This window comes from Streptomyces sp. NPDC001339 (genome assembly GCF_042895955.1).
Lineage (GTDB): Bacteria > Actinomycetota > Actinomycetes > Streptomycetales > Streptomycetaceae > Streptomyces.
The window spans coordinates 1-18,129 of the sequence record NZ_JBIAWT010000020.1; the positions used below are offsets into that span (position 1 = coordinate 1).

Consider the following 18,129-nt stretch of genomic DNA (forward strand, 5'->3'; position numbering starts at 1 on the left):
CGCGGGGGGGGGCCAGGTGCGGGGGGGCCGCCACACACGCGTGCCCGGCGGGGGGGGGGGGGCGCCGGGGCCCCCCCCCCCCGGGGGGGGGGGGGCCCCCCCACCCCCCCCCCCCCACCCCCGGGGCAGGTCCGAGACGCCCGTCGCCCAGGCCCACGGGGATGGCGCTGGACGACGCTCCCGGGGTCAGTTTGGCCCGCTATCGGCCGTGGGACTGGACGCTCACTGGACGCCCGCGAGCTTGGCGAGGAAGTCGGCGTTGGCTTGGACGTCGTGGCCGAGTACGACCTGGTGGTGCGAAAGCGCGGCCAGCCGGTCGGCGACGGTGGCACGGGCCAGGTCGTCGCCGGCGCCGTTGATGCCGGGCGCGAGGCCGAAGTGGTCCGGGTAGCGGTCCTCTGTGGCTCCGCTCATGAAGTCGTCCTCGCCGAGGCTGCGTTCGCCGTCGACCACGGCCGGCACGGCGGAGGGGTCGATGCGGGGGAACAGCAGCGCTGCCGCGCGTCCGCCGGTCGCCAGTTCCATGCCGAACCAGGTGTGGAACTGGTCGGGGAACACCTGGACCTTCCTCTCCCGCTTGCCGCCCGGCTCCCACAGCGGCTCGCGCCGACCGGCCAGGAGCGCGTCGGTGACGTCCTGGTGCTGCGTGGGGTGGAGCTGTTCGCCCGCCTGGAGCCGCTCGCGCACGACGTCGTACAGGCCCAGGGCATCGAGCAGCCCGAGCCCGACGGCCGCCGCCGACGGCCACGGCAGGACGCGCAGCTCATCGCCGACCACCTTGACGAACACCCGGTCGTTGGCGAGGAGCCGCGCGCCGCGGCTGGCCAGCAGCAGCGCCGTGGTGGTCTTGCCCGCTCCCTTGGAGCCGAAGGCGAGCAGGGCCTGGTCGTCGCAGACGACGGCGGATGCGTGCAGGAGCGTCCAGCCGTCCCGCAGCAGTGCCGCCCGGATCATCTCCCGGGCGATCCGGGCCGTGGCCAGGGCCAGCTGCTCGGACGTACGTCCGGCGATGGTGACGTGGCCGCCGAGCTGCTCGGAGCGGTAGGCGAGTCCCTCTCCGGGCGAAACACCGGTGATGGTGCCCGTGCTGTCCCGGGCGAGCAGCAGCCGGGCCTTGGCGTAGGTGACTTCGTCGTGGGGGCAGGCGGTCACCAGCGCGTTGAGGTCGGCGTACGCCTTGTCGTCGAGGTCGGCCGTGACGAGCGGTCCGGCGCAGACGCTGCTCGCGGGGACCTCGAACGCGTTCCACCAGGACCCGAAGTATCGGCGGGCCCAGTCGGTGACGGAGGGGGTGTTGCTCAGGACAGTCACGCTCGCGTCCGCGGCGTGCAGCCGGGTGGCGGTGGGGGTACTCACGTCGTCTCCAGTCGGGTCGAAGATGGGGCAGGACGGCGTAACGCCTGGTAGGCGCCACGGAGTTTGGTGACGGTCGCGGCCAGTTGCGCGTCTTCGCCCGCGTCGAGGGCAGGCAGGCACGCTATGGGCTGACCGGCGCTGAAGCGCAACGGAATTCCGAGCCAGTCGCCTCGGTGTTCGCAGGTCAGTTCCTCGGTGCCGTCGACCAGGCCGAGGGTCTTGCGCAGGGCGGACAGCACGGCGCCGGCGGGTCCGGAGCGGGTGCGGCCGACGCCCGCGCTGATCCGGCCGGGGCGGGTACACAGTTCTGCGCGTACCTCCGTCAGGGGGACGGCGGCAGGCGTGCCGTTGACGGTGGTCGACGAGGCGCACACCACCGCGCCGTCCCCGTGTTCGCCGATGACGTGGCCGTGCACGGCGGTTGCGGGCACGTCGAGCAGGTGGGCCAGGGTGAGCCGGTAGCGGGCGGAGTCGAGGTTCGAGCCGATCCCGTACACGCGCGGGCAGCCGGAGGTCTCGGCGAACAGCCGAGTCATCAGGTCGACCGGGTTGGTGACCACGAGCACGGTCCCCTGGTAGCCGCGCAGGGCCGTGGCCAGAGCACGGATGGCGGGGGCGTTGGCCATCGCGCCGCCCATCCGTACGTCGGCGGAACGGGTGTTGGTGAACGCGGTCCGCACGGCGACGACCACGGCGTGGCAGCCGATCAGGTTCGCCACACGTCGGGCTTCGGGGTGCACGGTCGATCCGGTGGTCTGGCGCATGTCGTCGAGGTCAGCGGCCAGCGCCGCCGCCTGCTCGACAGTGCGCGAGACGACGAGCAGGCGATCGCAGATGCCGGAGGCCACCAGCGTGGCCGCGATGGTCTGGCCGACGGCTCCGGCACCGACGACACCGACCGCGCCCACCGGCCCCGGCCTCACGCGGCGACCGCCTGAGCCCGGCCAAGCGCGCTCTCCCACACGGCGCGCGCATCGACGCCGGCCGCCAGCTCCGAGCTGAGCTGGTCGGTCATCCGGCACAGGTCGACGGCCCGGCCGACGAGAGCGCTGCCCCGAGCGGGCAGCGGCAGCGCGCCGGGCGCGGACAGGTACGTGGTGAGGATGTTGACGCTGTCCATCAGCCACAGCACCAGCAGCTCCCGCAGCCACGAGCGGCGGACCCGGGCGGGCAGGACGTCCGTCCGCGCCGCGGCGAAGGCGCCGACACCGCGCATGGCCTGCTGGCCCGTATCGGCGCCGGGTCGGGCAGCGGCCAGCAGCAGCACGGTCCGGCTGATCAGCTTGGCGGCATCCACCGCGGGCGGGGCGAGCAGCAGGCCGGGGTCGATGAACACCGCCTGACCGGATGTTCCTTGGGGGAAGACCACGTGCTCCGGCTTGAGATCCCCGTACGCCAGCACCCTCCGGCTCGCCTGCTGGGGCAGCCCCGTGGCCTGGAGCCGGTGCAGCCGGACCACGACATCGCGCAGCAGCCCGACGACCAGGGCGCGGTCGTCGGGCGCGCACCGTTCGGCCCCGAGCCGTTCCACGTAGGTGGGGCCGCTCAGTCCGTTGAATTTGCGCTTGAAGGTCCCCCGGATGCTGCGCTCCCCGATGACCCGGGCCGGGCCGAGCAGCCGGGCCGCGGACGGGTGGTGAAGCCGCCGCAGTTCGCCGAACGTGCCAGCGAGGAGATCGGCCGCATCGTGCGGACGCTGCAGGAGCAGGTCGGCCAGGGTCGGGCCGGTCACCGACTCGGTGAACAGCACCCCTCGCGCCAGTCCGGCCACGGCGCAGACCCGGGGAGAGTCCTGCTGGGCCAGGAGCCGCAGCTGCGCGGCCTCCCGATCCATCAGCGCGCCGGGACGCTGCACGTACGCCTGCTGCGCGGCCCGGACATCCGGCCAGGGCCCGCAGGCGCCCCGCAGCAGCGAGACCAGCGACACCCCGAGGAAGGCGTACTTGGCATACAGAGTGCGCCCGTCCACGCGGATCCGGCGCACGTAGCCGGTGACGCTCGGGACGTGGTCGCCGAGGTCGATGTCGGCGCGCGGCCACAGGTCGACAGCAGCGGCAGCGATCTCGCGGGCGGCGAAGGCGAACACCTCGCCGGCGTCCGGGACGGGAGGAACGGGTTCGGGCGATGTGCTCACGGCTGTGGTGCTCACGTACGCCTCCAATGGCAGTGGATGGGAACCCCGCCGGGGCACCGGGCTGAGCGCGGCGCATGGCGGCTGATCGGGAGTCCCCGGCAGGCCGGTTGCGGAGCGGCCCACCTGCCGGGGACTCCCGTGCGCCCGAGCCCACGGGGGCGGAGCATCGGGCGTCTCGGGGAGGGATGGTCAGGAAGGCGGGAGGCCCTGGAGCCGGTCGAGACGCTCGTACAGGATGCGAACGACCCGGGCGCGGTTCTGCGCGGAGGCGAGGGTGGGGCGGGGATCCACCGACAGGCGCCGGCGGGCCTCGCCGAGCACGGTTTCGGTGAGTGGGCGCAGCGGGCTCAGGCGCGGCAGCTGGGCACACAGCGCCCGTACTTCGTCAGCGACGAGGCGTGCGTGCCCGGCCAGCAGCCGGGCGATCTGCTCGCAGTCTTTCGGCGCAGGCGTGTCCCCGGTCGTGGGCAGTGTGATCACCGCGGTGGCCAGCAGCATGACCGGTTCCCGGTCGAGGGGGAGATCCCGGGTGAGCGAGCCGTCGGGGTCGCACAGCACCGTGCCGGAGGTCTGTACTGGGGTGTCGTTCACGACGCCATCGCCTCTTCGTACGAGGGCGCCAGTTCCTGCAGGCGCGCGGCCAGCTGGTCGGGGTCGACGAGCACCGGGGTGTCGAGGTCGCGTGGGGTGCCGACCCAGTCGGCCGCCACGCTGCTGTCCTGCGGGGTGCGCGGCATGAGCAGCTGGTGGCCACGGCCGAGGACCCGCACACCCGGGATACCGGCGAACGTCTCGCCGGTGCCGGTCGGCACCATCACGTACAGCATGCCGCGCAAGTGGTCGGCCACGATCAGGTAGCCGCGGCGGGTGCCGACGCGCATCGCGGCGAGCGCGTCGAGGCCCAGCTGCAGGGGCTTCACGGACACCGCTTGCCAGTCCTCGCCGCATGCCACGAACTCGGTGTGATTGCGGCCCCGGACCCAGTGCGCTCGCTTGCTGTCGGTCTCGGCAGCCAGCTCATCCCACGTTGGGGTGGGCTTCCTGGTTCTCTTGGCCGCTCCGTTGGCGGAGGACTTCGCCACGGCCGCCTCCCTGATTAGTCGTCACGTCACCGTCCACGCAAGCAGCAGCGGCCGAGTGGGAGCGACGCCAGCCCGATGCAAGAACGATGTAAGTCGGTCCAGGACGGGTGAACCCTGGCCAAGTCCGGGCATGGGACGGAGGGGGGCGGTACGGTCGCCGCACCCTCTCCAACCTCGCGGACTCCGGAGCCCGGCATGGCCGACCGCCGCAGCGCCATCCCCAACACCGTGCTGCGCCAGGTGCGCGTCGACGAATTCCAGATGAGCCGTATGGAGTTCGCCGCCGCGGTACGCAAGGCCGGCAAGGAGATGGGCGAGCCCGTCGGGTGCCAGGCCCGGTTAGTGGCGGCCTGGGAGGACGGGGAGGTCGGTTGTCCCCGTGGCGTGTACCGGCGGATCCTGACCCGGATGACCGGCCGCAGCATGGCCCAACTGGGCTTCCACACCGTCCCGACTGCGGCCGTCGCGACGTACGGGCCGGTGGAGGAGAGTGATCCGGTGGAACGGCGCGACTTCCTGTTCGACGGGGCAGGCGTCGTCCTGGGGATTCCGCTCGGCACCGACGAGAAGGCCCCGGGGAGGATCGGCGCGACCCAAGTGCGTGCTGTCACCAAGGCTGTGGCCACCCTGTACGAGAAGGACCACGACCACGGCTCGGCGACGGTGCGCCAGGCAGCCTCCCAGGCGCTGCACACCGCCTACCAGTGGCTGCAGACCGGCACGTACAGCTCGAAGACGGAGACGAAGCTGCGCTCGGCGGTCGGCGCGCTGTCGATCGCGGCCGGGTGGCTGAGTTATGACTCCGGCCGCCCGGGAGATGCCCACTCGCTGTACGGCGAGGCCCTGGCCGCCGCACGGATGGCGGACGATCCGGAGCTGGAGGCGCATGCGTTCGGCTGTCTGAGCCTGCTGGCCAAGGCCCAGGGACGGCCGCGCGAGGCGGTTGCCGCCGCGCAGGGCGCGCAGACCGTCGCCCGCAGCCTCGCCTCGCCGCGCCTGCTGAGCCTGTTCCACATGCGCGAGGCCGGCGGCTGGGCACTGATGGGCGACGCCAGCGCGACCGACCAGGCGATCGTCCGCGCCCACCATCTCTACGCCAAAGGCCCCTGCGACAACGACCCGCCATGGCTGGGCTTCTACGCGCCCGGCGAGCTGGCCGGGCTCGAATGCCTCGCCCGCGCGGACCTCGGACAGCACGAGCGTGCCGCGTCCGGCGCCGAGCAGGCCGTACTGCTGCACGGTGATGCGTTCGCCAGAAACCGGGCCTTGTACACCGCCGACGTCGCCATCCAACATGCGGTGAGGGACCGTCCCGAGCCGGAGGCCGCGGCCGAGGCTGCGGGCAGGGTCCTCGCATTCCTCCCCGAGGTGCGCTCCGACCGGCTGCTGCAATCGCTGCACAACGTCGCGGGCGCGCTGCAGCGGCACAACCGCGTCCCCGCGGTCGCCGACTGGATCGAGGAGTACCGCACCACCACCGCCACCGGAGGAGGACGGGCGTGACCCCCAGCACCCGCACAGACGTCGTGATCCGCACCTACGGCCCCGGCCAGGTCCCGCCGCTGCTCGACACGATCGCCGACATCTGGGCTGACGCGCACCCCGAACTCGTCGACACACCCGGCGCTTCCACCGACGGCCTGTCCGTGCCCGCCCTGCGCCGCCAGGTCCTCGGACACCTCAAGTACGAAGGGTTCACGCTGGTCGCCGCCTACGCGAGCGGCTCCATGGTGGGCTTCGGGTACGCCTTCCCCTGCACGCCCGAGTACTGGTATGGCGACCTTCTCCCCCAGATCCCCGAACACGTCCGTGAGGGCCGCCTCATGGGACTGTGCGAACTTGCCGTCACCCCCGCCCGGCAGTCCCAGGGGGTCGGCCTCCGCCTGCACGCCGAGCTGCTCAAGGCCATCGCCCCGGAGTGGTCCTCGCTCCTGGTCCGCCCGGACAACACCGCCGGACGCGGCCTGTACGACCGTCTCGGCTACAAGCACGCGGGCCCGTACCACAACGAGCCGGGCGGCCCGGTCTACGACCTGCTGCTCCTCCAGGTCAAGGACCGACCGGTTACGGGCGGGGTGTAACAGAATCCGGGCGACGACGTTCCCCTCAGCGTGACGATACGAACGATGCCCCGCTCAGCACCGGACAGCCGTCTCCCGGGAGACACCCCGCTTTGACGCCCGAGTTCCGCCCTGCGGGACACCACCCCAACTCGCCATGCCGCCACGGGGGACAACACCTGAGCTGCGAAAACTGGTGTCCCCGAACCTGTAACGATTTCGAGGGTCGATCCGTATATATGGCTAGTGAAAGGCTGCGATCGCGAGTTGAGGAGGGTGCCGGGTGACCGAATCAGGTGATGTCGCCGTACGGCAGTTGACCGTGCGCCGTGTCGCCACGACGGGCCACCCTCAACTCGAAATCGGCCGAACCGCCCTCATTGGCTGTCACTCTGGCGGGTCAGCAGAGCGGGAAGAAACATCCGCCTCACGAGAAAATCCGCGACACGCCCGCAACTCTGTAGTGAAGTCCTTGATCCGTATGGAAAGATCTACTCCATGGCACGTACCAGCAAAGGATCGGGATCTGTGCGCGGCAAGGCGCAGCCCTACCGGCGCGTGGCCTACGACCCGTCATCCGGCCAGAACTGGCGGACCGGTGTGGTGGTGCTACCCGAGCAGGCCGCGAAGGCCATCAAGGCAGCAGACTCCATCGGAATGTCATTCGCCGGCCTGGTCAACGAGTTGCTGCGGCAGATGCCCGTAGACGAGAACGGCCGCCCAACCTGGGCGGCCGAACTCAACGAGCAGAAGCCGCTCCCCCTCACGGGGTAGCACCACCGCAAGAAATCCGGACGCGCCAAAAAGCCCCGGCCTATCCAACCGGGGCGGCGCCCATTCGGATGGGACCCAGCATCACTCCCCAGCGTGCTGAGCCCCGCATTTCAACCAAAACAACACACCCCACCCACGGCTGACCGCCAAGTCAGCCACCGCCACCCAACCGCAGTGAAGAACGGGTTCCCGCCCGATCCGATCTGCAGAAGAAACGGAGGTGAAGCACACCCCCTGGACCATCTTTCGACGGTTCAGGAGTAACCAGCCCTAAAGCGTTCAGGAGACCTTCCGCCTCACGGCGAGAGGGGCTTCCGTCGTTCATATAGCGCTAGGAGTGCTTCCCATCGTAGCGGACAGCTGCGATGCCGGACAGCTCGCACCCGCCGCCGGAGTGTCTCTGGAGTCGGGTGAGTACAGCCCGACATCTGCTCGAATCGCCAACCCGTACACCGGTGTTCTCCCCCCCGACTTCTTCCCGCGGGTGGACTTCCAGGACCTGTTCCTGACGCTGTCCCCGCGTGACTCCATCCGGGTGGACACCCTCTCTGGCGATGGCAAATGGACCCACGAGTACGTCCGGGCGGCCCGGCCCGCCGTGGCGCCGAGCGGGCCGTGGGCGGTGCTGCTCACGGACGCCGAGCACCGCTTCCAGTGGGTGTGCTTCGACCTCGACAGCAAGCGCGGCGACACCCTGGTCGACCTCGCCACGCTGACCCGTTGGCTTGAGGAGGCCGGGCTGACCTACGTGGTCGCCGCCTCCGGGTCCGAGCGCGGCCGGCACGTCTGGATCGCCTGCGCCGACCGGCTTGACGCGCTGCTGGTCGAAGCGATCAACGAGACCGCGGCCAAGCGTCTGCCGACCCTCGACAAGAGCCCGCTGAACAACGCCAAGACCGGCGCGATCCGCCCGATCGGCGCCCTGCACCGCTCCGGCACCCGCAGCCAGTTGCAGACCCCCGAGGACCCGCGCCGGGCCGCCGAGCTGCTCGCCCCGGCCACCTGCCGCAACGACTCCGAGGCGTTCACGCGCCTGCTGCTCATCATCGACGCCGTACCCGCGCGGGCCAACGTGAAGCTGCGCCCGGTCGGCGAGCCGCTGGTCGAGGTCCTCACCGACGGCGACGAGGGCCACCGCCTGCCCGGCACGGCGAACACGCTGCTCGACGACGTGACGCACCGGCTGCTGACCCGCCGCCCGGCCGACGACCAGGTGAGCGAAGTGCTGGCCTCCGTCCTCACCCGGCTCGCGCTGCGCCGCTGGAACTGGCCGATGGTCGCCGCCCTGCTCAAGGACACCCGGCACCGCGAGGGCGGACTGCTGCACGCCTGCACGAACGCCGGCGTCGACACCACCAGCGGCTCGCTGCGCGTCGTCCTGGACCTCAAGGACGCCCGCAAGAAGCTCAAGAGGCAGTGGGAGCGCTGCGTCGCGTACGCGTCGACCCTGCCGCTGACCGAGGAGTCCGCCAAGTGGTCCGAGCAGCTGGCCCACGTCGTCGAGGTCGTCGAGCAGATCCAGGCCGCCGCCGACGCGTGGCCCGAGCGCTGGACGACCGAGTCTGGCCCGGCCGACCGCGCCGCCCTGGACGTGCGCTGCCTGCTCGCGCTGCGCTCCGGCTCCCTGGTCCTGGCCCTCGACGTCCGCCGCGCTGCGCTGGCCACCGGCTACGGCCGCAGCACCATGCACCGCGCCCAGGACCGCCTCAGCCTCGACTGCTGGCTCACCGACCGTGAGAGCGACGGCCCGGCCGGTACCCACGAGCTGCTCCCGATCACCCCGAAGCACCCCGGATACGACTCCGATGCCCTTGGCGTCAGGGGTGGGACACAAAGAACCCCGCCCCCCACTAAGAAGGTGCGGGAATCCCTGATTGCCCGCCTCCAGGAGCGTCTTTCTGCAGGTCGGGCTGATCTCTTCTCCTACGGCCGGGCCTCGCTGGGATACGCGGGAGGACTCGGGCACCACGCCGGGCGGACCTACCAGCAGCTGGTCGAGCACGCCCACCGTCCGCTGAGCATCACGGAGATCGCCGAGCGCACCGGATACACCGCCCGTACGGTAGCCCGGCACCTCTCCCGAATGCGGGACCTGATGGTCGCCACGCGCGCGGTACGGGTCGTCCACCACGAATGCCCGGCCTGCCAGGCCCGACCCGGAGCCCGCTGCCGCACGGCCCAGGGCCACCTGCTCCCCGGTCGCGGCACCGCCCAGCACGCCGTCCGCCAGGCCCTCGCCGCCGAACGCGCCAGCGCCCCCTTCTACCGGCTCCGCGAGGGCGCCCTGGTCCCCGCGGCCAAGGCCCTGGGCGTCCACGGCCGAGGAGCCGCACGGGCCCGCTGGTACGCCGTCGAGATCGAGTTGTGGCACTGGTGGCAGCGGGAGGAGGAGCGGATGTACGCGGCGAAGGCCGGCACCCGCACCGGCGTCCAGGTCCACCAGGAGCAGGCCGCTCTCACCATCACGACGCTGCCCCGCCAGCCCCACCGCGTGTTCCCCCGCACCGACGACGGCCGCGCTGACCACCACGCCGCCCGAACCCGTCTCCTGCGCCGTCTCGCCACGGCCTGACTCCCCGGGCGCAGCCGCGGTCTTCCTGTCGATCTTTGGGCGGGCGCCGTCCAAAGGGCCTGTTATTACGTGATCGCTTCGGCTGGAAACCACTTGCCAAAGATGCGGCATGTCTGGAAACCACCTTCCAAGCTGGGGAGTTGGGCGGGACGATGGCTGTACCCCGATGAGAGGAGCAGCCCAGATGGCCGCTACCGAGACCGAGAAGCCCGTCGTACGGACCGCGCGCGTACGCGACGGCTTCCACCCCGAGGACGCGTTCACCGGCGTGACCCTGACCCCGCCGCCGGCCGCCGAGGTCTGGTGCCACGAGGAGAGCGGCCGGGCCGGAGCCGGGACCCGCTACCACCAGTGGTTCGCCATCGACCTGCGCACCGGCGAAGTGTGGTTCGGGGACACCGACTACACCAAGCCCGAGGAGTGGCTGCGCGAGCAGCTCCCCGGCCACCTGCGGCGCTACAGCAACGACGAGATCGCCCCGCCGAACGACGTGGCGATCCGGCTCATCGACCACAGCGGCTACACCCGCGAACACGGCCACGAGTGGAGCTTCTTCACCGCCGACGAGCTGTACGAGGTCGCCACCGCCGCGCTGCCCATCGTCCAGCGGATGATGGACACCATCCACCGCGTCGGCCCGCGCGGCGACCTGGAGTGGTCGGCCGCCGCCAGCGCCGCCTGGGGCGACTTCGAGAAGGCGACCGAGCCGAGGATCGAGCGCGGCACCGTCACCTGGCCCGAGCCGGTCATCCACCCGGTGTCCGACTGGCGCCATGAGGCTGCGGAATTCCTGGAGCGCTACCCCGAGCTGATCCCCGCCGACCTCGCCACGGCCAGCGACGCCGAGCTGGACCGCATCGCCGCGTACAAGCCGAAGGCCGGCTACGGGGGCGTAGCGGGCTACCTCAGCACCCACGACAGCGAGATCTACGACGCCGGTTGGGGCGGCAACTCCTTCTTCGGTAACCGCGCCGCGCTGTACGCCTACCGCACCAAGGCAGCCGGCGGGCGCACCCAGGTGTCCGCCGAGCAGTGGCTGGGCACCGAGGCCGGGCAGCGCGCGGTGGCCGCCGCCACCAAGGAGTACGGGGCCCTGGCCGGCCAGAGCGACGACCGGCTCACCCAGTTCGCAGCCCGCCTGCAGGCCGCCGCCGTGGTCGAGAACCTCGCCGTCACCGGGCTGACCGAGCAGCTGCAGCACCGCCGCGCGGCCGAACACCGGGCCGTCGAGGACCTGCTGCACCGCGAGGGAGCCGAGGTCGCCCGGCTCGAAGGGCTGCTCAAGGAGGCCCGGGGCCGCCGCCGCACCTCCCTGGCCCGCGTGCTGGCCTGGTCCGGCGACCGCACCGACCGCGACCTGGGCGCGCTGGCCTCGATGTCCCACACCGCCGTCGGCGAACTGCGCAACGCACTGACCGCCGACGACGACACCGAGCAGGATTGACCCACACCCGTACACCCGCCGCGGCCGGAGTCATTGGAGCTGACTCCGGCCCGGCCCTGTTCCGGAAGGACCCGATGAGCACGATCTCCCCCATTGACCACCTCGCCCTGCTGCGCGCGACCGCGGCCGTCGAGGGCCTGGACATCGAACGGACCGTCCACCCGGACGACCAGGTCCGTCAGCGCGCCTACCTGGTGCACCGGGCCGCTCTCGCCGACCGGGCCGTGTCGGCCCTCGCCGAGGTCGAGCCCGCCGAGGAGAGTGAGCAGGACGCCGAGGCGACCGCCCGCCGCCTGCTTGAACACGACCGCGCCCACGGCACCGGGCGCGGGCCCGTGCCGGCCGCCGACTCCCGGTGGGACGCTGACCCGCGCGGCTACGTCCACCAGGAGCACGTCGGCGCCCTACGCGACGAGCACGACCAGGAGCAGCCCGGTGCCTGAACTCCACATCAGCGACGAGGTCCGGGCCGTCATCGGGGACGAAGCCGCCGCCCGGGAGAGCGCGCGCCCCCTGACCAGGGCGCTCTGCACCAGCTGCGGCCAGCGGCTCGACGGCACGGTCAACCTGCAGGTCCGCACCGACGGGAAGCAGACGCGCACCGAGCACGTCCATGCCACCTGCGCTCCCTCCGCCGTGCTGCCGCTGACCGGCTCCCTCACCACGGCCGCCGAGGAGACCATGCACCTGGTCCTCGACGTCCTCGACCACGGTGGCGCCGCTCTGCCTGTGCTCATCGCCCAAACCGCGGGCACGGTCTACGAGTTCAGGGGCCCGGACACCGACCTCACCGACGCGGTGACGGCCAAGCTGCTCGCCGCAGGCTTCACCCTGATCTCCCGCGTCCGCCAGGCACCCCGGCCTGCCGAGGAGTGGATCGCCGTGCTGCTGCTCGGCCACGGGCCCGCTGGCGAGGACGGGCTGCTGGTCCTGGAGCCGGACGGGGCCCAGTTCTACGGCGGCGCCGTCGTCATCCCCGACGGCTGGCTCGCCGCCGTGGCCCGCTACGGCTGGGGCGTTCTGTACGTCGGCGAGGTCGGACTCCCCCACCTGCCACCAGAGCCCAAGGCCCGCCTGAAAGCCCTGCGCGAAGCGGCCCAGGCCGGGCGGCTGGTCGGTGCCCGCATCGCCGTCGGCGGCCCGCCGTCCCCCACGGGGGACATGACATAGGCCCTTGTTCCCGGACCGCCCTCGGTCCGGGAACAAGCGAGAGTGCTACTTCCCGTGGGAAGTAGCACTCTCGCGATAACTTGCTCGCCTGCCGAGCCACCGTCGTACGAGCCCGGGTCACAGATCAGCGCCGCCGGTGGGCCCTCTCTAACTACGGTGCGGGACCAATTGGTCCCGGCTCAGACACAGCCGTTCCGTGCGTCCTCCCGTACTCCTCCGGGAGGGTTCCATCCGCCGGAATGCTCGACTCGCCACCGATACCGACAGCAGCCCCGTCTCCGCGACCGCCGTCCGTCCAGTCGCAGGCCAGCACCGGGGGCGTGGCCGGGAAACCCCTGGTCGAAGCACATTCCGGGAGTCCTCCCGTAGTCATCCCGGAGGGCTCCGTGCCTGGATCTAGGATCTTGGATCAGTACCTACGGGGCGCGCGGCGCCCGCGCCGATCCCCGCCCCATTGCTACCCACCCATCGCGCTGCCGGATGTGACTCGGCACCCCTCCTGACCACAGGAAACGCCCCGAGAGAGCCCCTGTGCGGCCCGCACGCGGTCTTTCGCGCGCTCCGAGCCCCGGTGGGCGTCCGGGATCCTCACGACCGCACACAGCGGCGATCACGGTCACACCCTCGGACAGCTGTCTCCCACGGGAGACAGCGTGCTGCTGGTCCTGGTCCCGGACCACGCTGGTCTGTGCGGACCACGGTCCCCAGACGGTCCCGGACCACGCGGTCCGCTGGTCCGGGACCACCTTGGTCCGCGCGGACCAACCCGGCTGGTCCGCTGGTCCGCAGCGCCCGGACCTGCGGAAAAACTGGTCCGCGCATCGCAGCGCGAGCCGAATTTTGCGAGTTTTGAGCGTCCTCTACGCGCGCGCACGCGTAAGGAATCGCAGTCGACATCACCGGACCGGGCGCCCTCCCCGCCCTCGACGTGCCGCACGCGAGGCCGCATGAGTGCTGCCGAGCGCTGGTGCAGCGCCGGGCGAGCACGCCCAAGATCCGTAATTCTCCGTGGCCTGCAGCGTGCGCGGCTGCAGCTGCTTCGGGCTGCAAAAGAAGGCTGGCTACGGGAGGGGAGGGGGGAGGACTGGGGCACAGTTCGCCGTCTGCCCGGACGGAGTTGGGCCGCTCGCCGTACTCCCGCCGTCGCGGATGGCAGGCGCGTGAGGAGACCGCGCCGCCGGCCGTGGCTGAGGGGGAGCGCCCTGCTGCCGCGCTCCGATGGCGGCCGGTGTGGTCGCTCCGCGTCGGTGCCCGTTTCGTCGCGGCTGAGGAGCGTGTCGTCCCACCGCCCAAGGCTGTCGCCGCGTTGTGGCCGGACCCGCCGAGGAGCACACCCGAGCCGCGCGGGACAGCCGTCGCCCGTGGGAGACACCCCGGTCTCCCCCACCCGATCCGGCCAGGCTGCGGGTTTCTTCAGCCAGTTCCACGAATGCGTACCTTTGGTACACGTAACGCGGTACCATTGGTACATGACAGCAGTTGAGTACGAGCACCCGATCCGCAAGGTGCGCGACGACATCGCCACCGTCATCTCCCGCGCCAAGGACCGCGGCGCCATCACCTACGTCACCCGCAACGGAGAACGCGTCGCCGCCGTCGTCCCCCTGCCCATCGCCGAGCGCGGCGCACGGCCCCCGGCCCGGACCCCGCTCGACTCCCAGGGCCGCCCGCTGCGGCCGGCACCCTCCGCGAAGGGCGGGCGCTTCGGCATCGACGTCGAGAGCGGCGGGCTGGAGCCCTCGCATGAGGAACTGCAGTGGACCCGGGCCGCATTGGAGGCCCTGCACACCCACCTCGCCAGCGTGACCGCCGAGACCGCCGCCCTGCTCGGAGTCGTCGGCCAGGCCCTCGCCGCCGTCAGCGACCGGCACATGGGCACCGCCCAGGAGCTGCTCGACGGTGTCGCCGGCCGCTTCGAGGCACCCGAGGGCGCGCTGGCCGACGCCATCGAGATGTTCGACGAGCTGACGGCCCCCGATGACGCCCTGTGCGTCACCTGCCGCCAGCCCATCGGCCACTTCTACGGCCACGAGGGCTTCCAGCACTACCGCGAGGCCGTCAACCAGTACGGCATCAACGCAACCGAGATCTTCGAGCCCGAAGACGGGCACGCGCCGCAAGCCACCCACGTCCCGCGCACCCGCCCGGACATCGCCGACGGCCGAGTGGTCCGCCCGCCCGTGCAGCCCCGCACCACCACCGAGAAGGAGTAACCGCCGATGACCACCACCGAGCCGCAGCCCGTCCGCCCCGCAACGCAGGGCGCAGCCGACGCCGCCGCCATGCTCCGCAGCGAGCTGGGCAGGGCCGACAGCAAGGCGAGCCTGTTACTGGCCCTCACCGGGGCCGCCCTCGCCGGCATCGGTTCCGCCGCGCCCCAGCTGGACCTGCCCGCCGCGGCCGTGGTCGCCGGAGTCGTCGGCGCCACCGCCCTGGTCACGGCAACCGTGCTGCTGCTCCTCGCAGTCCGGCCCAGCCTCGCCGGCACCGGCTGGCCGATGTGGCACCGCCTGGACGACACCGAGCTGCAGACCCGCCTCGCCGACGGGCACCGCCTCGACGAGGTCCAGGTCCTGCAGGCCGCCGCCCGCCGCAAGTTCGGCCGGGTCCAGTACGCGGTCGACTCCATCCTGGTCGGCGTGGGGTGCCTCGCCGTGGCCGCCGTCCTCGCCGCCCTGATCTGACGGGACCGAGGGGGGAAGCACCGTGTTCAACTCCGTCGTCGACACGATCTTTGCGGGCGCGACCTGGTTCATGGGCATCGCGCTGGCCGCGAGCCTGGTGGCCGTGCTCCTGCCCCCGCTGCTCATGCGGCTCGACCGCAAACGGCAGCAGCGCAAGGAGGCCGAAGGACAGCGCCGCGGCGATGAGCACTACCGCCGCCAGCTGCAGGCCGCCGCAGACCACGCCATCACCACGGCGGTCCGCGCCCGCCTCGCCGAGCCCATCACCGACCTGCACATCGTCCACCCGCTGCGGATCACCACGGGCGACGTCATCGCCCGCGCCCTGGAGGACTTCGTCCTGCGTGTGCCCCGGGCCGACGCCGCCGCGATGCTCCGCCACCGCCTGGAGTGCCGGGGCCACGCCCGCTGGCCCGACCTGATCACCGACGCCTACGAGCACCAGGAGGACCAACCGTGAACATCCGCCGACTGCTTCGCCGCCGCACGGCGACGCCCGCGCCGGCCGTCCCGCAACAGCCCGCGCTCCCCGCCTGGGAGCAGCCCGGCCACTTCCAGGTCGGTGACATGGTGCAGCTCCCGCCCGGCGACGACTACCGCGCGAAGGTCGTGTGGGTCGAGGGCGACCGCGTCGGGATCCTCACCAACCCCGCGAACGGCGCCCAGGCCAACGCCGCCGCAGAGCACATCCGCCACCTGGACAACTGCGAGCCGTGCCTGGCCGACGCCGTCGTCCAGGCCGCCACCGAGGAACAGCGCGAGGCCGCCTACTGGTCGCGATGGCCCGACGACGAGACCGAGCTGTACGACGCGGTGATGGAGGACATGGTCCCGGTCGGCGAGCGCCGCTACCGCTTCGGCGACAGCAGCCCGGTGCGCGAGTGGATGCGCACCGAGTTCGACGGCCACCTGGTCGACGACGAGATGCCGAGCCTGACCCTGGGCAGGATCTGGGACCCCCTGGACTGGCCCCGCATCGAGCGCGAGCACACCGGCAACGGGCTGACCATCACCAACCCCTGGAACACCGTGCCGTGGCCGGTCATCCGGGACACGTTCGAAGTCCTGCAGGACGCCGGATACGCGCCCTTCCTCGACGCCAGCGTGGAGATGGAGCGCCTCGACGACGGCACGATCGGCGCTGACGTCATCATCTGCAGCCTCGCGGTCGAGGGCCACCTCGACGACGCCACGTACGAGAAGGCCACCGCCCTGCTCGGCGACGCCACCGAATTCCCCTGCTCCCACATCAGCTACCCCACCTACCCGGACCGGCCCGGCATCGACCGCAGCCAGCCCTACCAGGTCATGCACTACACGAGCACCGGCTGGAACTGGTCCGGCGGCGCCTGGATGAGCCCGTTCAACCCGCCCGCCCCCTCCGAGAAGGAAGAGACCCCCGCATGACCGCCTCGAACGCATCCCGCGACCGCATCCAGAAGATCTACGACAGCCACCGCGGGCTGTACGCGCCCAGCCTGGTCACCGAGGCCGCCGCGTTCCTCGACGACCTGCTCGACACCGCCGAGAAGCACGGCCACGACCGCACCGACCAATCCCAGGGCCTGAGCTGGCTGGTCATGGCCGCCGCTGAGGCAACGAGCAGCAAGTACCGCAGCCACCGCAACAAGAGGACCTACGAGGAGGTGAACCAGCTGACCCGGGCCCTCAGCACCGAACTCACCAAGCTGGGGCTGACCATCACGGGCGCACGCAACGGCGTGGGAGCCGAGCCGGTGGCCGGCGGCCCGACCTGGGGACTGGACGGCCGCACCGGGCTCGCGGTCAGCATCTACACGGACGGCGGCTGGGACCTCACCGTCAACCAGCAGGTTGGGGCAGGCAGCGTCCACTCGATCTACGCACCGCACACGGCCGAGGGCGCCAAGGAGGTCGCCGCCATCGTCCACGGCATCCTGCACGGCGAGATCGCCGACCCGTTCCGGCGCCGGACCTGACCGTGCGCCGTCGCCGGGCCGGGCGACGGCGCACTGATGCCATGTCAGTGCGCAGCGCTACGGTCCCGTTACAGGCCGAACAGGCAGCCCAGGGAGGGGACTTCATGGCCATCGCACCAGGACGTCGTACCGGAGCCGGAGCCAGCGCCCGCCGCGTCGGCGAGTTAGCCCGCACCGCCGAGCGGATCGAGCAACACCGCCGCGCCAAGGCCACGCTGCCGCTGACCGCCGGAGCTGCTGCCGTCATCGGCGCCGCCGCCGGCACGCTGATGGGGTGGGTGGTCGGCGCGCTGGCCGCCGTGGCCGTCCTCGCCTACGGCATCCGCCAGACCTACCGGCGCCAGCACAACAGCTGGGCCGTCGGCGCGGCCGGCGAGGAGGCGACCGCTCGGTTGCTCGCTCCGATGACCCGGCGCGGTTACGCCGTCCTGCACGACCGGGCCGTACCCGGAAGCCGCGCCAACCTCGATCACCTGGTTGTCGGCTTGTTCGGGGTGGCCCTGGTGGACAGCAAGAACTGGCGGTCGAAGAAGTCCCGCATCGTCATCAACGGCGGGCTGCTCCGGTACGGCCGGTACGACCAGACGAAGACGTTGGAGACCGCAGTGTGGGAGGCGCAGCAGGCCGCGAAGGCGCTGGGTGTGCCGGTCCGCCCGATCCTGGCCGTGCACGGCGCGAAGGTCCCCGCCCCGCGCGGGCGCACCGAGCTGCACGGCGTCACCGTCGTCGAGGCGAAGAAGCTGCGCAACATGCTCGAGGGACTTGCGCCGCAGCCCGGTTGGGACGCCGCCCGCGTCAGCGCCGTCGGGCAGCTGGCCGAGCAGCGGCTCCCTCCGCACAGCGGCTGACCGTACGACCGCAACGCCGAGGGCCCGGATCCCCGGGCCCTCTTTCA

At 71.8% G+C, this 18,129-nt stretch carries 18 protein-coding genes; 13 read left to right on the top strand and 5 right to left on the bottom strand.

Going from position 1 to position 18,129, the window contains the following annotated elements:
* Positions 1 to 222: 222 nt before the first annotated feature.
* The 5 genes from ACFY12_RS34050 to ACFY12_RS34070 form a co-directional block, all read right to left on the bottom strand.
* Positions 223 to 1,356, bottom strand: a complete 1,134-nt coding sequence (locus ACFY12_RS34050; RefSeq protein WP_390719849.1) for a hypothetical protein — start codon at positions 1,354 to 1,356, stop codon at positions 223 to 225.
* Positions 1,353 to 2,279, bottom strand: coding sequence for an NAD(P)-binding domain-containing protein (locus ACFY12_RS34055; RefSeq protein WP_390719850.1), 927 nt, complete (start codon positions 2,277 to 2,279; stop codon positions 1,353 to 1,355). Before ACFY12_RS34055 ends, ACFY12_RS34050 begins: the two co-directional genes overlap by 4 nt.
* Positions 2,276 to 3,505 carry a phosphotransferase gene (locus ACFY12_RS34060; RefSeq protein WP_390719851.1) on the bottom strand — a complete coding sequence of 410 codons (1,230 nt, stop codon included), beginning with the start codon at positions 3,503 to 3,505 and terminating at the stop codon, positions 2,276 to 2,278. The genes ACFY12_RS34055 and ACFY12_RS34060 overlap by 4 nt, the downstream gene beginning before the upstream one ends.
* 174 nt (positions 3,506 to 3,679) lie before the next feature.
* On the bottom strand, positions 3,680 to 4,081 hold the full coding sequence (locus ACFY12_RS34065) for a DUF6415 family natural product biosynthesis protein (protein WP_390719852.1): 402 nt from the start codon (positions 4,079 to 4,081) through the stop codon (positions 3,680 to 3,682).
* Positions 4,078 to 4,572, bottom strand: coding sequence for a hypothetical protein (locus ACFY12_RS34070; protein ID WP_390719853.1), 495 nt, complete (start codon positions 4,570 to 4,572; stop codon positions 4,078 to 4,080). Before ACFY12_RS34070 ends, ACFY12_RS34065 begins: the two co-directional genes overlap by 4 nt.
* A gap of 195 nt (positions 4,573 to 4,767) precedes the next feature.
* Between ACFY12_RS34070 and ACFY12_RS34075 the strand changes: the two genes are divergently transcribed.
* From ACFY12_RS34075 to ACFY12_RS34135, 13 genes are all read left to right on the top strand, one after another.
* Complete coding sequence (locus ACFY12_RS34075; protein ID WP_390719854.1) at positions 4,768 to 6,075, top strand: hypothetical protein; 1,308 nt, start codon at positions 4,768 to 4,770, stop codon at positions 6,073 to 6,075.
* Positions 6,072 to 6,653, top strand: coding sequence for a GNAT family N-acetyltransferase (locus ACFY12_RS34080; RefSeq protein WP_390719855.1), 582 nt, complete (start codon positions 6,072 to 6,074; stop codon positions 6,651 to 6,653). The genes ACFY12_RS34075 and ACFY12_RS34080 overlap by 4 nt, the downstream gene beginning before the upstream one ends.
* A 477-nt stretch (positions 6,654 to 7,130) precedes the next feature.
* Positions 7,131 to 7,406, top strand: a complete 276-nt coding sequence (locus ACFY12_RS34085) for a hypothetical protein (RefSeq protein WP_390719856.1) — start codon at positions 7,131 to 7,133, stop codon at positions 7,404 to 7,406.
* A 337-nt stretch (positions 7,407 to 7,743) separates the two neighbouring features.
* On the top strand, positions 7,744 to 9,978 hold the full coding sequence (locus tag ACFY12_RS34090; protein WP_390719857.1) for a hypothetical protein: 2,235 nt from the start codon (positions 7,744 to 7,746) through the stop codon (positions 9,976 to 9,978).
* 184 nt (positions 9,979 to 10,162) lie between these two features.
* The gene (locus tag ACFY12_RS34095) at positions 10,163 to 11,422 is read left to right on the top strand and encodes a hypothetical protein (RefSeq protein ID WP_390719858.1); all 1,260 of its coding nucleotides are present in this window, start codon (positions 10,163 to 10,165) and stop codon (positions 11,420 to 11,422) included.
* A 74-nt stretch (positions 11,423 to 11,496) separates the two neighbouring features.
* Complete coding sequence (locus tag ACFY12_RS34100) at positions 11,497 to 11,865, top strand: hypothetical protein (protein WP_390719859.1); 369 nt, start codon at positions 11,497 to 11,499, stop codon at positions 11,863 to 11,865.
* On the top strand, positions 11,858 to 12,592 hold the full coding sequence (locus ACFY12_RS34105; RefSeq protein ID WP_390719860.1) for a hypothetical protein: 735 nt from the start codon (positions 11,858 to 11,860) through the stop codon (positions 12,590 to 12,592). The genes ACFY12_RS34100 and ACFY12_RS34105 overlap by 8 nt, the downstream gene beginning before the upstream one ends.
* A gap of 1,469 nt (positions 12,593 to 14,061) precedes the next feature.
* A complete protein-coding gene (locus tag ACFY12_RS34110; protein WP_390719861.1) occupies positions 14,062 to 14,805 on the top strand; it encodes a hypothetical protein in 744 nt (247 codons plus the stop codon).
* 6 nt (positions 14,806 to 14,811) lie between these two features.
* Positions 14,812 to 15,276 carry a Pycsar system effector family protein gene (locus ACFY12_RS34115; RefSeq protein WP_390719862.1) on the top strand — a complete coding sequence of 155 codons (465 nt, stop codon included), beginning with the start codon at positions 14,812 to 14,814 and terminating at the stop codon, positions 15,274 to 15,276.
* Between the two features lie 22 nt (positions 15,277 to 15,298).
* The gene (locus ACFY12_RS34120; protein ID WP_390719863.1) at positions 15,299 to 15,736 is read left to right on the top strand and encodes a hypothetical protein; all 438 of its coding nucleotides are present in this window, start codon (positions 15,299 to 15,301) and stop codon (positions 15,734 to 15,736) included.
* The gene (locus ACFY12_RS34125; protein WP_390719864.1) at positions 15,733 to 16,683 is read left to right on the top strand and encodes a hypothetical protein; all 951 of its coding nucleotides are present in this window, start codon (positions 15,733 to 15,735) and stop codon (positions 16,681 to 16,683) included. Before ACFY12_RS34120 ends, ACFY12_RS34125 begins: the two co-directional genes overlap by 4 nt.
* Positions 16,680 to 17,234 (top strand): hypothetical protein, encoded by a 555-nt coding sequence (locus tag ACFY12_RS34130; RefSeq protein ID WP_390719865.1) that lies wholly within the window; start codon positions 16,680 to 16,682, stop codon positions 17,232 to 17,234. Before ACFY12_RS34125 ends, ACFY12_RS34130 begins: the two co-directional genes overlap by 4 nt.
* 104 nt (positions 17,235 to 17,338) lie before the next feature.
* A complete protein-coding gene (locus ACFY12_RS34135; protein ID WP_390719866.1) occupies positions 17,339 to 18,082 on the top strand; it encodes a nuclease-related domain-containing protein in 744 nt (247 codons plus the stop codon).
* Positions 18,083 to 18,129 lie beyond the last annotated feature (47 nt).

Excerpts from the sequence above, each read along its gene's own strand:
- ACFY12_RS34100 (WP_390719859.1), top strand. The coding sequence starts at position 11,497 with ATGAGCACGATCTCCCCCATTGACCACCTCGCCCTGCTGCGCGCGACC.
- ACFY12_RS34085 (WP_390719856.1), top strand. The coding sequence starts at position 7,131 with ATGGCACGTACCAGCAAAGGATCGGGATCTGTGCGCGGCAAGGCGCAG.
- ACFY12_RS34095 (WP_390719858.1), top strand. The coding sequence starts at position 10,163 with ATGGCCGCTACCGAGACCGAGAAGCCCGTCGTACGGACCGCGCGCGTA.
- ACFY12_RS34115 (WP_390719862.1), top strand. The coding sequence starts at position 14,812 with ATGACCACCACCGAGCCGCAGCCCGTCCGCCCCGCAACGCAGGGCGCA.
- ACFY12_RS34110 (WP_390719861.1), top strand. The coding sequence starts at position 14,062 with ATGACAGCAGTTGAGTACGAGCACCCGATCCGCAAGGTGCGCGACGAC.
- ACFY12_RS34135 (WP_390719866.1), top strand. The coding sequence starts at position 17,339 with ATGGCCATCGCACCAGGACGTCGTACCGGAGCCGGAGCCAGCGCCCGC.
- ACFY12_RS34075 (WP_390719854.1), top strand. The coding sequence starts at position 4,768 with ATGGCCGACCGCCGCAGCGCCATCCCCAACACCGTGCTGCGCCAGGTG.
- ACFY12_RS34130 (WP_390719865.1), top strand. The coding sequence starts at position 16,680 with ATGACCGCCTCGAACGCATCCCGCGACCGCATCCAGAAGATCTACGAC.